This window comes from Pseudomonas sp. MD195_PC81_125, from assembly GCF_014060985.1.
In the GTDB taxonomy this organism is placed as follows: Bacteria; Pseudomonadota; Gammaproteobacteria; order Pseudomonadales; family Pseudomonadaceae; genus Aquipseudomonas; species Aquipseudomonas parakoreensis.
Genome location: NZ_JABULD010000054.1, coordinates 1 through 14,028, shown reverse-complemented (window position 1 = coordinate 14,028; position 14,028 = coordinate 1). Strand labels below are relative to the sequence as shown.

Annotated in this window: 15 protein-coding genes, 3 tRNA genes and 2 pseudogenes; 9 read left to right on the top strand and 11 right to left on the bottom strand. The window is 58.9% G+C overall.

Going from position 1 to position 14,028, the window contains the following annotated elements; all coding sequences use genetic code 11:
- The first annotated feature begins 330 nt into the window (after window positions 1-330).
- The 9 genes and pseudogenes from HT737_RS02875 to HT737_RS02835 all read left to right on the top strand — a co-directional run bounded on the left by HT737_RS02875 (window position 331) and on the right by HT737_RS02835 (window position 6,039).
- Window positions 331-1,092, top strand: a complete 762-nt coding sequence (locus HT737_RS02875) for a carbon-nitrogen hydrolase family protein (protein WP_121185758.1) — start codon at window positions 331-333, stop codon at window positions 1,090-1,092.
- A complete protein-coding gene (locus HT737_RS02870) occupies window positions 1,089-1,532 on the top strand; it encodes an N-acetyltransferase (protein WP_121185756.1) in 444 nt (147 codons plus the stop codon). The genes HT737_RS02875 and HT737_RS02870 overlap by 4 nt, the downstream gene beginning before the upstream one ends.
- Window positions 1,533-1,659: 127 nt before the next feature.
- Entirely contained in the window at window positions 1,660-2,301 is a 642-nt protein-coding gene (gene uvrY / locus HT737_RS02865) for a UvrY/SirA/GacA family response regulator transcription factor (RefSeq protein ID WP_024012761.1), read from the top strand.
- A gap of 2 nt (window positions 2,302-2,303) precedes the next feature.
- Window positions 2,304-4,128: pseudogene (uvrC, locus tag HT737_RS02860) on the top strand (excinuclease ABC subunit UvrC).
- Between the two features lie 32 nt (window positions 4,129-4,160).
- Window positions 4,161-4,721, top strand: coding sequence for a CDP-diacylglycerol--glycerol-3-phosphate 3-phosphatidyltransferase (gene pgsA, locus HT737_RS02855; protein WP_003225417.1), 561 nt, complete (start codon window positions 4,161-4,163; stop codon window positions 4,719-4,721).
- A gap of 60 nt (window positions 4,722-4,781) precedes the next feature.
- Window positions 4,782-4,857, top strand: a tRNA-Gly gene (locus HT737_RS02850).
- Between the two features lie 46 nt (window positions 4,858-4,903).
- Window positions 4,904-4,977 (top strand) — tRNA-Cys (locus HT737_RS02845).
- 194 nt (window positions 4,978-5,171) lie between these two features.
- Window positions 5,172-5,258: transfer RNA gene (locus tag HT737_RS02840), tRNA-Leu, on the top strand.
- A gap of 340 nt (window positions 5,259-5,598) precedes the next feature.
- Window positions 5,599-6,039 (top strand): hypothetical protein, encoded by a 441-nt coding sequence (locus HT737_RS02835; RefSeq protein WP_182401377.1) that lies wholly within the window; start codon window positions 5,599-5,601, stop codon window positions 6,037-6,039.
- 153 nt (window positions 6,040-6,192) lie between these two features.
- Here HT737_RS02835 and HT737_RS02830 read toward each other — a convergent pair whose 3' ends face one another.
- The 11 genes and pseudogenes from HT737_RS02830 to HT737_RS02780 form a co-directional block, all read right to left on the bottom strand.
- The gene (locus tag HT737_RS02830; protein WP_182401375.1) at window positions 6,193-6,354 is read right to left on the bottom strand and encodes a hypothetical protein; all 162 of its coding nucleotides are present in this window, start codon (window positions 6,352-6,354) and stop codon (window positions 6,193-6,195) included.
- 200 nt (window positions 6,355-6,554) lie between these two features.
- A complete protein-coding gene (gene msrA / locus HT737_RS02825) occupies window positions 6,555-7,061 on the bottom strand; it encodes a peptide-methionine (S)-S-oxide reductase MsrA (protein WP_182401373.1) in 507 nt (168 codons plus the stop codon).
- 210 nt (window positions 7,062-7,271) lie between these two features.
- A complete protein-coding gene (locus HT737_RS31630; RefSeq protein ID WP_306287150.1) occupies window positions 7,272-7,556 on the bottom strand; it encodes a hypothetical protein in 285 nt (94 codons plus the stop codon).
- A 107-nt stretch (window positions 7,557-7,663) separates the two neighbouring features.
- Window positions 7,664-7,894 carry a hypothetical protein gene (locus HT737_RS02815; protein ID WP_007964939.1) on the bottom strand — a complete coding sequence of 77 codons (231 nt, stop codon included), beginning with the start codon at window positions 7,892-7,894 and terminating at the stop codon, window positions 7,664-7,666.
- Between the two features lie 122 nt (window positions 7,895-8,016).
- Window positions 8,017-8,247, bottom strand: coding sequence for a hypothetical protein (locus tag HT737_RS02810; RefSeq protein ID WP_041064505.1), 231 nt, complete (start codon window positions 8,245-8,247; stop codon window positions 8,017-8,019).
- 189 nt (window positions 8,248-8,436) lie between these two features.
- Window positions 8,437-9,465, bottom strand: coding sequence for a DNA topoisomerase IB (locus tag HT737_RS02805; RefSeq protein ID WP_095669060.1), 1,029 nt, complete (start codon window positions 9,463-9,465; stop codon window positions 8,437-8,439).
- A 69-nt stretch (window positions 9,466-9,534) separates the two neighbouring features.
- Window positions 9,535-10,614, bottom strand: a complete 1,080-nt coding sequence (modC, locus tag HT737_RS02800) for a molybdenum ABC transporter ATP-binding protein (protein ID WP_121185750.1) — start codon at window positions 10,612-10,614, stop codon at window positions 9,535-9,537.
- A gap of 3 nt (window positions 10,615-10,617) precedes the next feature.
- On the bottom strand, window positions 10,618-11,298 hold the full coding sequence (modB, locus tag HT737_RS02795; RefSeq protein ID WP_182401369.1) for a molybdate ABC transporter permease subunit: 681 nt from the start codon (window positions 11,296-11,298) through the stop codon (window positions 10,618-10,620).
- Window positions 11,299-12,066, bottom strand: coding sequence for a molybdate ABC transporter substrate-binding protein (gene modA / locus HT737_RS02790; protein ID WP_182401367.1), 768 nt, complete (start codon window positions 12,064-12,066; stop codon window positions 11,299-11,301).
- Window positions 12,067-12,232: 166 nt separating this feature from the next.
- Entirely contained in the window at window positions 12,233-13,297 is a 1,065-nt protein-coding gene (locus HT737_RS02785) for a nitronate monooxygenase family protein (protein ID WP_182401365.1), read from the bottom strand.
- A gap of 114 nt (window positions 13,298-13,411) precedes the next feature.
- Window positions 13,412-14,028: pseudogene (locus HT737_RS02780) on the bottom strand (autotransporter); the annotation flags it as partial.

The following is a 14,028-nucleotide window of genomic DNA, read 5'->3' as shown; positions in this document are numbered from 1 at the left end:
GTGAGAATTCTCTGGTGGGCGACCCGTGTTCATGGGCGCCGTTTGGGTATCAGGCGCGCCAGTGGCTAAACCAATACCCAAAATAAAAGCTGGCAGGAGCACAAGCGTCATTCACCCGCGCAGCCGCAACCGAGCGCAAGGCGCTGGCGGAACAAAGCTGTGAGAGGGCATTGAGCATGGTTTGTCTCCAATGGATGCGCCGAGCTTACTCGAGGCCCATGCGCCTGAGCAATCAGAAATTGCTATCGCGCCTACATGACATTTCCTATTGCTTGAGTGCCGCAGGCGTTGTGACACACTGCGTATTTGGCACAATCCCAAGGATGAATAATGTCAACGTTCACCATCGCTGCAGCTCAATCGTTCTCCGTTGCCGGTGATCTGGCGGCGAACATCGCCCGTCATTTGCGCTTCATGGCCGTGGCAGCGGAGCAGGGCGTCGAGTTGCTGGTGTTTCCGGAGCTGTCGCTGACAGGTTACGAAGGCCAGATGGCTGCAGACATGGCAATTGATCCGCAGGATTCGGTGCTGCAACCCTTGCGCGATTGCGCGCGCGAGCTGGGTCTCATAGCGGTGGTCGGGATGCCGATTCGCCTGAAGGGTAGCTCCAAGGTATGGATCGGCGCGCTGACGTTAGGCAGGGATGGTTCTCTCGAGGTGTACAGCAAACAACATCTGCACAGTGGCGAAGAGCTGTTCTATGCCACAGGTGCTGGTGGTTCGTCCTTGCGCATAGGCGGCGATACCGTCGCGCTGGCGGTCTGCGCTGATTTTTCCCACGCCAGCCACGCGGCAGCGGCTGCCGTTGCTGGCGCCGACCTGTACGCAGCAGGCGTGCTGATTGGCGAGAAAGGCTATGACGTGGATAGCGCGATATTGCAGGGCTACGCCCATAAGCACTCGATGGCGGTTCTGATGGCCAATCACGCCGGGCTCACGGGTGGATGGCAATCGGCGGGTCGCAGTGCCGTCTGGTCTGAAGACGGCACGCTGGTTGCCGCCGCGCCAGGGCCTGGTGAGCTGTTGGTCGTTGCGCGACGTGATGCCGGCGCATGGCTGGGGCGGGTAGTTCCGGTGGTGGCGGGGCAATGACCTGGCATTTGCGTCGCGCCGAACTGGCTGATCGGGTATTTGCCCGAGAGCTGACGTGCCAGAACATGCTGCGCTATTACATTGGCCACGATCTGCTGTGGCAGGACCAAGCGTTCGAGGTTGCCTGGGATGGACGGGACAATTGGCTGATCATTCTTGACCAGATTCCTGTGGGATTTTTCAGCCTCAGTCGCGATCGCCGGGCGTTGTATATCCGCGAGCTGCAAATAGGCGAGGCGTTTCGCAGGCAGGGGGCTGGATCCTGGGCGATTGATCAGGTTATTGCCATGGCCCGCGCTGAAGGACTGCCGGCGCTGCGTCTGACCGTATTCAAAAATAATCCTGCGCAAAGCCTGTATAAGAGAAAAGGCTTGAATGTGTGTGGCGAGGACGAGTGTTTCCTGAGGATGCAGCTTGATTTCGGTACACCTGTGCTCTGAAACCCACGGCTGGCAAGCCTTCAATGATTAATTGAAACTTTTTAAATGACGCTTGCCGCTAGGTCTGTCTGGCAGTTTTTGCTAAGGTGTCCGGCATCCCAATAAGACCATATCGCGAGGTGTCTGCTTGATTAGGGTGCTAGTGGTCGATGACCATGATCTCGTTCGTACAGGCATTACACGTATGCTGGCCGATATCGATGGCTTGCAGGTGGTTGGACAGGCCGAGTCCGGGGAAGAGTCCCTGATCAAGGCCCGTGAGTTGAAACCCGATGTGGTCCTGATGGACGTAAAAATGCCCGGTATCGGTGGTCTCGAGGCCACGCGCAAGCTGTTGCGCAGCCATCCGGACATCAAGGTTGTCGCTGTCACGGTGTGTGAGGAGGATCCATTCCCTACACGTCTGTTGCAGGCAGGTGCCGCCGGCTACCTGACCAAGGGCGCGGGTCTTCCGGAAATGGTTCAGGCCATCCGCTTGGTGTTTGCCGGCCAGCGTTACATCAGCCCGCAGATTGCCCAGCAACTGGCGATCAAATCGTTCCAGCCAACCAATGACTCACCGTTCGATGCCTTGTCCGAACGGGAAATCCAGATTGCGTTGATGATTGTCGGCTGCCAGAAGGTGCAGATCATCTCCGACAAGCTCTGTCTGTCGCCGAAAACCGTGAATACCTATCGCTACCGGATCTTCGAAAAACTGTCGATCAGCAGTGATGTCGAGTTGACGTTGCTGGCCGTGCGCCACGGCATGGTTGATGCCAGCGCCTGATCATGACTGAAATATTCGATTCCGGCGCCTTCCTGGCGACTGTCAGTGGGCGTCCCGGCGTCTATCGCATGTTCGACAGCGAGGCACGCCTGCTGTATGTCGGCAAGGCCAAGAACCTCAAGAAGCGACTGGCCAGCTATTTCCGCAAGAGCGGACTGGCGCCGAAGACCGCTGCACTGGTCGGGCGTATCGCACAGGTCGAAACGACCATCACCGCCAATGAAACCGAGGCATTGCTGCTTGAGCAGACGCTGATCAAGGAGTGGCGGCCGCCGTACAACATTCTGTTGCGCGACGATAAGTCCTATCCCTATGTATTTCTGTCTGACGGCCAGTTCCCACGGCTGAGCATCCATCGTGGCGCGAAGAAGGCGAAGGGCAAGTATTTCGGCCCATATCCGAGCGCCGGGGCCATTCGCGAAAGCCTCAGCCTGCTGCAAAAGACCTTTTTCGTCCGGCAGTGTGAGGACAGTTACTACAAGAACCGTACGCGCCCTTGTCTTCAATATCAGATCAAACGCTGCAAGGCACCTTGTGTCGGTCTGGTTGAGCCGGAAGTTTATGCCGAGGATGTGCGCCACTCGGTGATGTTTCTTGAAGGGCGCAGTCACGCGCTGACCAATGAGCTGTCAACGGCGATGGAAGAGGCGGCGATCAATCTCGAGTTCGAACGCGCCGCCGAGTTGCGTGACCAGATTGCCTTGCTGCGCCGGGTCCAGGATCAGCAAAGCATGGAAGGCGGTACGGGCGACATCGATGTCATTGCAGCCTTCGTCAACCCGGGTGGCGCGTGCGTTCATTTGATCAGCGTGCGCGGCGGGCGAGTGCTGGGCAGCAAAAAACTTCTTTCCACAGGTGGGTATTGAAGAGGAGGTTGCCGAAGTCATGGCGGCGTTCCTCGGCCAGTACTATATCAGCAGCCCGGAACGCGACTTGCCGAGCGAACTGATCGTCAACGTCGTGCCCGAAGACGCAACGGCCCTGATCGACGCCATCCACGAGTTGCGCGGTCGCGAGCTGAGCATCAGCCACCGGGTGCGTGGCACGCGGGCGCGCTGGCAGCAGTTGGCGGTCACCAATGCCGAGCAAGCGCTGGGTGCGCGCCTGGCCAACCGTCAACACACGGCTGCGCGCTTCGACGCGCTGGCAGAAGTACTGAACCTGGATGAACCACCGCAGCGCCTCGAATGCTATGACATCAGCCACTCCAGTGGCGAGGCGACTGTCGCCTCTTGCGTCGTGTTCGGTCCGGAAGGTGCGATCAAATCCGACTATCGGCGTTACAACATTGAGGGCGTCACCGCGGGCGATGACTATGCGGCCATGCACCAGGCCCTGACCCGGCGCTTCAGCAAACTGAAGGACGGGGAGGGCAAGCTGCCGGATATTTTGCTGGTGGACGGCGGCAAGGGACAATTGTCGATGGCCCGCGACGTGCTCAACGAATTGGCGGTGCCGGATCTGATCCTGCTGGGTGTGGCCAAGGGCGCAACCCGCAAGGCAGGGTTCGAAACTTTGTATCTTAATGATGCCGCCCATGAGTTCACTTTGCGTGGCGACTCACCCGCGTTGCACCTGATCCAGCAGATTCGCGACGAGGCACACCGGTTCGCGATCACTGGCCACCGTGCGCGGCGCGGCAAAACCCGCCGTACGTCGACGCTGGAAGGTGTTGCAGGTGTAGGGCCGACCCGGCGTCGGGACTTGTTGAAACATTTTGGTGGATTGCAGGAGCTGTCTCGTGCAAGCATCGAAGAGATCGCCAAAGCACCGGGGATCAGTAAAAAGCTCGCAGAGTCGATTTATGCAAACCTGCATAGCGAGTAGAATGCCAACTCACCTCGTAGCCAGTTGTGCCGATGAATATCCCGAATCTGATTACCGTTCTACGCGTCCTGCTCATCCCGATCTTCATTTTGCTGTTTTACCTGCCTTATCAGTGGAGCTACATGGCCTCCGCCTCGGTGTTCGCCTTTGCGGCGGCCACTGACTGGCTCGACGGCTATCTGGCTCGTCGCCTGGAACAAAGCACGCCGTTCGGAGCCTTTCTCGATCCGGTTGCCGACAAGCTGATGGTGGCTGTCGCTTTGGTACTGCTGGTTCAGGAACACGGCAACTTGTGGCTGACACTTCCCGCAGCCGTCATCATTGGCCGTGAGATTGTCGTATCGGCCTTGCGTGAATGGATGGCAGAACTCGGTGCCCGCGCTCATGTAGCGGTGTCCAATCTCGGCAAGTGGAAAACTGCAGCGCAGATGCTGGCGCTGGTGATCCTGCTGGCCAATCCAAGAGACTTCAGTTTCTGGGTCTTGCTGGGTTATGCCTTGTTGATGATCTCGGCAGGCCTGACGTTGTGGTCGATGGTTCAATACTTGCGGGCCGCCTGGCCGCATCTGAAAACCGACGTTGAAAAGAAATAAAACTTTTTTGAATCAAAGGGTTGACGGGGCATCTGAAATCTATAGAATGCGCCACACCAAGCGGGAATAGCTCAGTTGGTAGAGCACGACCTTGCCAAGGTCGGGGTCGCGAGTTCGAGTCTCGTTTCCCGCTCCAAGTTTGTACGCGGTTGTTGTGGTGCTACTAAACAGCAATCGTTTGAGGCCGAGTAGCAAAATGGTTATGCAGCGGATTGCAAATCCGCCTACGCCGGTTCGATTCCGACCTCGGCCTCCACTCTAAACAAGCTCCGTAGATCCATGATTTACGGAGCTTTTTTATTTCCAGTGCGCTGCAAGATTTAGTCTTGAAATCAACCACTGTGAACTTGCTTCACCGGGACGTGATGTATATATTTCCCGCTCTGCTTTACAAGGCTTAACGCTGTCGGGTTTGCTGATCGACTGCTTTGAGCACTACACCGCGCTACCGCCCGAATGGCGAAACTGGTAGACGCATGGGACTTAAAATCCCCCGCTCGTAAGGGCGTGCCGGTTCGATTCCGGCTTCGGGCACCATCTAAAATCAAGGGTTTGCGGGCGAAAGCTGATGCAAGCCCTTGTTTGTTTTCAGATCGCCATTTTTAAATGGCTTCTCGCCAATTCTTCCGTTTCCCTTTTCCTCCTGTTTGCAAAGACCGTTGGTCACTTCTTGATGCAATCAATCCTGCGAGCGTCTACGTTTGTGGCTTGGTCGAAGATATCAAAAGTCATTAAGTGAACATTTGAGCTTGACCCGATGGCGTTGATATCAGGATGGATCTTGATCAAGGCGCGGTGCATCGTTCAGGCGATGGGCATTCAGCCCCCAGTCTGTCACGCCAGACCCGCCATTTTTGACGTGTTAAGGAGAACACCGATGGCAATCAATCAAGTGCACGCAGCAACCGATAAAACCGCTCTCGTCGAAGCCGAGGTGTACCGTTGGTACAATCTCTTCTTTCCGTGGTCGCGCGGTATGTCTTCCCGGTCGGAAGGCGCCATCAAACCCCTGTACGACGCGTTGGCGAATGACTTTCGTGTGGTACTCACCGATGGACAGATCATGAGTCGAGCGGATTATTGGGAGCGACTTTGGGGGTTGTACGGCGAGCGTGCTGGAAGCCCTGAATCGCACATCACCAACCTCTCGATCACAGCGCTTCCAGGGGACTGCTTCCTGGCCGTCTTCGATCTTGTCAAAGACGGCATCACCAAAAAGAAAGTCGATTCGGCGCTTATGCGCCTCGACCAGACCTCGTCATCCGGAATTTCATGGGTTTACGTGCATGAAAGCGAGCACGAAAGGGCTCTTGCGTAGGTCACTTGAGTTGTACTCTTGTGGCTAAAAAGCCTGGATGTTTTTAATGTTGGCAAAAAATCAGGCCCAGCCCCGTGCTGGGCTTTTTTGTATCTGCTGTTTGGTCAGAAAACAACAAGCCCAGGCATGCCCGGGCCCGTTTAGGGAATACATTTAGCGCGAATCAACCTCTTTTGCCGCCTGGGCGTTTAATCGTTCCTTGCGCCTGCGCAGCCAACTGAAGAATGCATGAGCCGGGTGTAAAAACGCCGCACCTGCGCATAGCAGCAAGATGATGAAAATGGCAATCAGCGGGAGGCTTTCGTGCGAGAACATGGTGGGGTACTCCTGTAGGCACTATGTTGGAACCCGCAGGCTAGACGCTTCTAGCCATGCTTGCGATGAACGTATGTTCATCCTCGGGCGCTTGAACTGTGCTACGGAGGGCTCACCAAAATGATCAAGTCCAGAGGTGCGCAGGCACCGGCCTCAGCTGAGGCCAGCGCCGTGCGTGGAGTGATTACGCAGATGTGTTTTCAGTTGCGTTTCGGCAGTTTCCAGTTCGGGCGGATGAAATGGCAGGTGTAACCATTCGGTATCCGCTCCAGATAGTCCTGGTGCTCGGGTTCCGCTTCCCAGAAGGGGCCCGCCGGTTCGATTTCAGTGACCACGCGCCCCGGCCACAGCCCGGATGCATCGACGTCGGCAGCGGTGTCTTCAGCAATGTCGCGTTGCTGTTCGTTAAGGTAGTAAATCGCCGAGCGATAACTGGGGCCGAGATCGTTGCCTTGTCGGTTGGGTGTGCTGGGATCGTGGATCTGGAAGAAGAACTCAAGGATTTGCCGGTAACTGATCACGGCAGGGTCGAAGACGATTTCGATGGCCTCGGCGTGGTTGCCGTGGTTGCGGTAGGTCGCATTCGGCACATCGCCACCGCTGTAGCCGACTCGCGTCTGCAGCACCCCGGGATAGCGTCGCAGCAGGTCCTGCATGCCCCAGAAGCAGCCCCCGGCGAGAATCGCGGTTTCGGTTTTTCCGGTCATGATCGTTTTTGCCTCTCGGTGACGGTGGATACGGGTTCTGGTTATGAGGGCGCGTTGGCTATTTGCAAGCTTGACTCAGGGTGAAGGGCTGGTCGAAACGGTGTTTTCAATAAAATGCCCTGACGATAAGGTCAGGGCATTGAGGGTTTCGAGCGGTGAACTCGTGGCAATTCGCGCTGAGTGATGGACGAAAACCAAGACATCAAGCGATTACACAAACGCTTGCCCGAAAAAGCCCCGTGGCAGGCGTTGCGGACCCGCCAGAGCGGTCAAGCGTGCGATCCATTCCGAGCGCCAGTTCGATGCACCATGATCAGCCTGTGTGTGGCGCGCTGCGCGCCGAGCAGCATTGCGCTGGGTTTTGCGCGCATTTTTGTAGGCATCGGTGTTGCGGCAACTGCGGCATTTGACGCGATTGAGTTCCTGGCTCGAGGCAAGGTTGTTGCCTTTGTGACCACAAGTCAGGTGTCCGTCTACTTTGAAATGGATAACCATGGATCAGTCTCCTGGTGACGTGTACAGGTTATGACTTCCCACGACTACGGGTGTTCGCCAGGTCGGCCAGGCGGTACGCGTTGAGACTGTCGTTTATTGCCATCCGGTCATCTGAAACGAGGCAGTGGCCGCTCGACAGGTTGCAGCGAAGACAGGGTGCTACGAATTAGCGGCGTATCTTTTTCGATGTCGTTCAGGCGATCACGTATGCGCAGGGCGGTCGGATGGCCGCCTTGATGATCGACCCAGTCGGCAATTTCCTTGCAGGCCGCAGCCAAGCGCGCCTGACGGGAGTCAAGCAGGGTGAGGAGGGTGGTGATGGACTCTTTTTCGGACATGGAGCACCTCCGTTCAGACAAACCGTTGAGAGGCAGCAAAAAGCCCGCGGGCTGCGAGCTCTCTGCCGTTGGGGCGCTGGTCAGTCAGCTGCTTTGAGTATAGACCCCGCCTGTCAATTGCATCAGCCGGCCGATTGTCGCGCCGGTCGCGGCGAGCTGGCCGCATTGAGCCTTTGGCATTCGCGCCGGGCATCTTCCTCAAGATCATAGCCGTCACCGATGAAGCCTCCGGTTCGGGTGTCATTGATCCGAAACCAGCTGCTGGATTCGGCAGGTTCATGCTGACTTTCCCCGGCGCGGCGGCCGTGAATGATGATCTTGTTGCAGCGCTTCACGACAAAGATGTCTTCCATGGCGTTACCACAGCAAATAGGTGTCAGATCAACTATAGAAGCCTTGGCCAATCGTGCAAAAAATAGCCAGTCAGTTCGTCGGTTGCAGCCACTCGGTGGCGCGCCAATCCAGGCGATGCGTCGGCTTCAACGCCTGTAGAAACTCTGGAACCTGGGAAACCGCGATTGATTGCTCGGCTACCAGCGCGATCAAGACGCGTCGATCATTTGCTCGAGAAACATCGCCAGCGCCACTTCCTCGGCGCGCAAGCCCTTGCGCACCCTCGGGCGTGGCAGTTCGGCCAGCGCACCGAGCAGGAAGCGCTCGACCACCGCCGGATGGATGTAGCATTTGCGGCACACCGCCGGGGTGTTGCCCAGCTGTTTGGACACGCTCTTGACCATCTCCACCACGTGCCGTTTCGCCTCGGCTTCCGACTCCCATTGCAGTTCGCGCAATACCGCCAGGGCCAGCGCGCTGCCGGCCCAGGTGCGGTAATCCTTGGCGGTGAAGTCGGCACCGGTGAGGGTTTGCAGGTAGCTATTGACGTCGTGGGAGCTGACGGTGTGCCGCTCGCCATTTTCATCCAGATACTGAAACAGATTCTGTCCCGGGATTTCCAGGCAGCGCTTGATGATGCGCGCCAGGCGACGATCCTTGACGGTGATCTGGTGTTCAATGCCGCTTTTGCCGCGAAACTGGAACAGAATCGCGCTGCCGTTGACCTCGACATGCCGGCTGCGCAGGGTGGTCAGGCCATAGGAGCGGTTGTCCCGCGCGTACTGGGTGTTGCCGACGCGGATCAGTGTGGCGTCGAGCAACGTGATGACCGTGGCCATGACCTTGTCGCGGCTGAAGCCGGGTGCGTCGAGCAGGGTTTCGAGCTGTTTACGCAACTTCGGCAGCGCCAGGCCGAACTCCCGCAGGCGCGAGTACTTGTCGGCGTCGCGCACCTCGCGCCAGCGCGGGTGATAGCGATACTGCTTGCGGCCTCGGGCATCGCGGCCGGTGGCCTGCAAGTGGCCACGCGGATCGGCGCAGATCCACACGTCGGTGTAGGCCGGCGGCACTGCCAGCGCGTTGATCCGCTTGATCTCATCGGGGTCGTTGATCCGTTGTCCGGCCGGATCGAAGTAGGCGAATTTGCCACGCAGTTTTTTACGGCGGATGCCGGGTTGGGTATCGTCGACGTAATGCAGGTCGGGCGGTAAGACGTCGGCTAGTGCGGTGTCGGGCATGGCGGTGTCCTTGGCGAATCGCTCTGTTATAGCGATTGACCGCAGGCCGTGGCCGTCGTGCCAACCAATTCAGGCCAGCACGGCGACGGCCTTGATCTGCGCCCACAAATGCTGGCCCGGGTGGATGCCGAGCTGATCCCGGGAAAACCGCGTGATCCGTGCCAGCAGCGGTGTGCCGCCGGCATCCAGACGAATCAGCACGTGCGCGGCGTTGTCCGCCGCCAGCTCGCTGACCACGGTCACCGGCAAGCGATTGAGGATGCTGCTGGCTTCGCTGTTGTGCAGGGCCAGACTGATGTCGCGGGCGTGCACCTTGCAGCGCAAGGCCTGACCGACCGCCATCGGCGCGTGCGTCACGCGGATGTTCATGGCCGTGGCCGGCAATTGCAGACTCAACAGTTGGTACTCGGCATCGTAGGCGCTGACCTGGCCTTCGATGATCACCCCGGCGTCATCGCCCAGTGCCATTGGCAGGTCCAGCCGGGCGAGGGTCTCGCCAATCGGGCCGCTGGCCAGGGCCTTGCCGTCGCTGAGCAACACCAGATGATCGGCCAGCCGCGCCACCTCATCCTGCGCGTGGCTGACATAGAGCACCGGAATGTCCAGTTCATCATGCAGGCGTTGCAGGTATGGCAGGATTTCGTTTTTGCGCTGGCTGTCGAGGGCCGCCAACGGCTCATCCATCAGCAGCAGTTTCGGGCTGGTCAACAGCGCGCGGGCGATACCGACACGCTGGCGTTCGCCGCCGGACAGATGCTGCGGATGGCGTTCCAGCAGATGGCCGATGCCCAGTAGCTCGGTGGCTTGTGCCATGTCGACCCGGCGCTGGGCCTTGGCAATGCGTTTGAGGCCGAACTGCAGATTGGCCAGCACTGACAGATGCGGGAACAGACTGGCTTCCTGGAACACGTAACCCAGCGCACGTTTGTGCGGCGGGACAAAAATCCGCCGTTCGCTGTCCTGCCAGACTTCGTCGTTGATCTGTATGAAACCTTGCTCGGCGCGCTCAAGCCCGGCGATACAGCGCAGGCAGGTGGTTTTGCCCGAACCGGAATGACCGTACAGCGCAGTCACGCCACGCCCCGGCAAATGCAGATCAATATCCAGGCTGAAACCCGAATAAGCGATTTTCAGACGTGCATCAATCATCGATCAGCTCCAGCCCGTGCGGGTCTTGCGGCTGGAGTAGAGCGCCAGCAACACCAGAAACGAAAACACCAGCATCGACCCGGCCAGCCAATGGGCCTGAGCATATTCCATCGCTTCGACATGGTCGTAGATCTGCACCGAGACCACGCGGGTCTTGTCGGGAATGTTGCCGCCGATCATCAGCACCACACCGAATTCACCGACGGTATGCGCGAACCCGAGGATCGCCGCGGTTACGAAACCGGGACGGGCCAAAGGCAGGATCACGCTGAAAAAAGTGTCCCAGGGATTGGCGCGCAAGGTCGCGGCCACTTCCAGTGGGCGGGTGCCGATGGCCGCGAACGCGTTCTGCAACGGTTGCACCACAAACGGCATGGAATAGATCACCGAACCGATCACCAGCCCGGTAAAGCTGAAGGTCAGCGTGCCCAGGCCCAGCCATTGCGTGAAGTGGCCGAGAAAGCCATTGGGCCCCATTGCCAGCAGCAGATAGAAGCCGATCACAGTCGGCGGCAGCACGAGGGGCAGGGCGACGATTGCGCCGATGGGGCCGCGCAGCCAGGAACGACTGCGCGCCAGCCACAGGGCAATCGGAGTGCCGACGACCAGCAGGATCGCGGTGGTCAGGGACGCCAGTTTCAGGGTCAGCCAGATCGCCGCGAAGTCGGCACTCGAGAGCGACATTTAGAGCTGGTAACCGTAAGACTTGATCACCGCAGCGGCTTTCGGGCCTTTGAGGTAGTCAACCAGCGCTTTGGCGGCGGCGCTGTCTTTGCCTTTGTTGAGGATTACCGCGTCCTGTTTGATCGGGTCGTGCATGTTCGCTGGAACGATCCACGCCGATCCGCTGGTGACCTTGCCGTCCTTGTAGATCTGCGACAGTGCTACGAAGCCCAGTTCCGCATTACCGGTGGACACGAACTGGTAGGCCTGAGTGATGTTCTGGCCTTCAACGATTTTGGCTTTGGTCGCTTCAGTCAGCTTGAGTTTTTCCAGCACCTGAGTGGCGGCCAGCCCGTACGGTGCGGCTTTCGGATTGGCGATGGACAGGTGCTGGTATTCATTTTTCTTCAGCACTTCGCCTTTGCCATCAACGTAACCTTCTTTCGCCGACCACAGCGCCAGAGTGCCGATGGCGTAGGTGAAGCGCGAGCCCTTGACGGTATCGCCTTCTTTTTCCAGTTTTTCCGGAGTGGTGTCGTCCGCCGAGAGGAACACTTCGAACGGCGCGCCGTTCTTGATCTGGGTGTAGAACTGGCCGGTGGCCCCGTAGGCGGCGACCAGTTTGTGCCCGGTGTCTTTTTCGAAGTCGGCAGCAATGGCCTGGATCGGCGCGGTGAAGTTGGCGGCAACCGCCACCTGCACTTCATCGGCGTGAGCGGCGCCCAAGACAAAAACCGACAGCAAAGAAGCCAGGCAAGCGGGGGCAAAACGTGAGGCACGAATGGTCATAACAGCTCCGTTATTGGCGAATGCAGAGGGCAGTTATTGTTGGAGGTGGACTGCACCGATGCGAAGGGTGAAACGCTATATAGCGAAATATATAGCGAAATGCCGTTAAACAGGAAGTGCTGTTGTATACAGGATGAGGCTGTGTCGCGCCTCATCCTGGATCGGGTCAGTGTCGGACCAGTTTTGTCAGTGCGCCTTGCGCCAGTTCCCGGGTCAGTTCGGCGCTGCTCAGCTCCTTGCCCAACGGAAAAGCCTGCCCGGCCCAGAGGTTGCTGAACTGCGCTTCGCTTTTTGCCCGCAAGGGCATCAGCGCTCCGCCGGCCAGCGGGAAGGCCGGGGCTTTCGCTGACATCGGGCCGATTTCGCGCATCACTCGATTGAGAATGCCGCGAGCCGGGCGGCCGGTGAACAGGTTGGTAATCGCGGTTTCGCTTTCCTTGGCGGTGCGCAGCGCCTGATGATGGGAAGCGCTGACTTTCGCTTCCGGGGTAAACAGATACGCGGTGCCGACCTGCGCTGCCGATGCACCGAGTATCAATGCCGCGGCCACCCCGCGCGCATCGGCAATGGCGCCGGCAGCGATCACCGGTACTTTCACCGCATCGACAATCTGCGGCACCAGGGCAAAGGTACCGACCTGACTGCTCAGGTCATCGCTGAGAAACATCCCGCGATGACCACCTGCCTCGTAGCCCATGGCGATGATCGCGTCGCATCCGTTTTGTTCAAGCCACACTGCTTCATCGACAGTCGTGGCAGACGAGAGGATTTTCGCACCCGTGGCCTTGACCCGATCCAGCAGGGATTTCTCCGGCAGGCCAAAGTGAAAACTCACGACTTCAGGACGAAACTCTTCCAGCACGGCGCACGCTGCCGCATCGAAGGGGGCCCGGTTGGACACCGGCGTCGGTGCATCGAAATCGACACCCAGTTCGCGGTAGTACGGCTCCAGCAGGTTTTTCCAGTCCCGCGCGCGCTGTTCATCGGCAGCCGGTGGCTGATGGCAGAAGAAATTGACGTTGAACGGCTTGCGAGTGTGCTCGCGAATGGTCTGCAGTTCTTCGCGCAGTTGCTCGATACTCAGCATTGCGGCGGGCATCGAACCCAGGCCGCCGGCGTTGCACACGGCGATCACCATGGCCGAATTCGTGGCACCGGCCATGGGGCCCTGGATGATCGGCAGCTCGATGCCGAGCAGGTCAAGAATGCGAGTGTCAGGCCATTGGCTCATGGAAGCGGTTCTCCGAACGATGAAACGGGGCAGGGACGGCAGAGCCGGTTTTTTAACAGCAAAACCGGACTCAGGGCCAGCGCGAATTTTCCGCGCACGGACAGCCATGCGCCGTCAGCGTCGATGAAAACCGCCGCCACCGCCACCAAATGAACGGTTCATGACTTGCGAGGAGTTGTGAAAGTTGTTGGTGCGCTGGTTGCCGAAGTTGCGCGCTGCAGATTCACGATTGAGGTTCTGCAGTTGGGCAGTGTTGTTGACCGGTGCCGTGCGGGTCGGGCTGCCCTTGACCATTGATTGCCAACCGTTGTCGGTTTTCTTGTAGACGTTACCGTCGTGCCCGGCATAAACGTTGTCGCCGACCCGTGCAGCGCCGCCGTTGCGGCCCCTGACGCCAGCATATTGCGTGGTTTTGTCGGTGTTGGGGTTGTACACCGCGCCACGGTTGGCGGTGACTTGCGTGCCGTTGCGTGCGTTGCCCGCCGTCACTCGGCCGCCGGCAATGGCGCCTCCGTTCGGCCCGACCACCTCACCGCTGCGTCCGGCCGCGTAGTTGCCGTTGTAGGCATTGTGTACGGCACCGCGCTGGCCCGCCGCAGCAATCCCGGTGCGCGAGTTATAGGACGAACCGACCTGACCGGCCCAGCGATTGCCGGTCCAGGCGTTGTAGCCGGCGCCGTAACGGCTGACGGTCGCGCGGTCGCCCACTGACGATAAATGTTGCCGGTGGT

Coding starts and splice junctions, on each gene's coding strand:
- HT737_RS02875 (WP_121185758.1), top strand. CDS start 331: ATGTCAACGTTCACCATCGCTGCAGCTCAATCGTTCTCCGTTGCCGGT.
- HT737_RS02870 (WP_121185756.1), top strand. CDS start 1,089: ATGACCTGGCATTTGCGTCGCGCCGAACTGGCTGATCGGGTATTTGCC.
- pgsA (WP_003225417.1), top strand. CDS start 4,161: ATGAATATCCCGAATCTGATTACCGTTCTACGCGTCCTGCTCATCCCG.
- HT737_RS02835 (WP_182401377.1), top strand. CDS start 5,599: ATGGCAATCAATCAAGTGCACGCAGCAACCGATAAAACCGCTCTCGTC.
- HT737_RS02830 (WP_182401375.1), bottom strand. CDS start 6,354: ATGTTCTCGCACGAAAGCCTCCCGCTGATTGCCATTTTCATCATCTTG.
- msrA (WP_182401373.1), bottom strand. CDS start 7,061: ATGACCGGAAAAACCGAAACCGCGATTCTCGCCGGGGGCTGCTTCTGG.
- HT737_RS31630 (WP_306287150.1), bottom strand. CDS start 7,556: ATGGTTATCCATTTCAAAGTAGACGGACACCTGACTTGTGGTCACAAA.
- HT737_RS02815 (WP_007964939.1), bottom strand. CDS start 7,894: ATGTCCGAAAAAGAGTCCATCACCACCCTCCTCACCCTGCTTGACTCC.
- HT737_RS02810 (WP_041064505.1), bottom strand. CDS start 8,247: ATGGAAGACATCTTTGTCGTGAAGCGCTGCAACAAGATCATCATTCAC.
- HT737_RS02805 (WP_095669060.1), bottom strand. CDS start 9,465: ATGCCCGACACCGCACTAGCCGACGTCTTACCGCCCGACCTGCATTAC.
- modC (WP_121185750.1), bottom strand. CDS start 10,614: ATGATTGATGCACGTCTGAAAATCGCTTATTCGGGTTTCAGCCTGGAT.
- modB (WP_182401369.1), bottom strand. CDS start 11,298: ATGTCGCTCTCGAGTGCCGACTTCGCGGCGATCTGGCTGACCCTGAAA.
- modA (WP_182401367.1), bottom strand. CDS start 12,066: ATGACCATTCGTGCCTCACGTTTTGCCCCCGCTTGCCTGGCTTCTTTG.
- HT737_RS02785 (WP_182401365.1), bottom strand. CDS start 13,297: ATGAGCCAATGGCCTGACACTCGCATTCTTGACCTGCTCGGCATCGAG.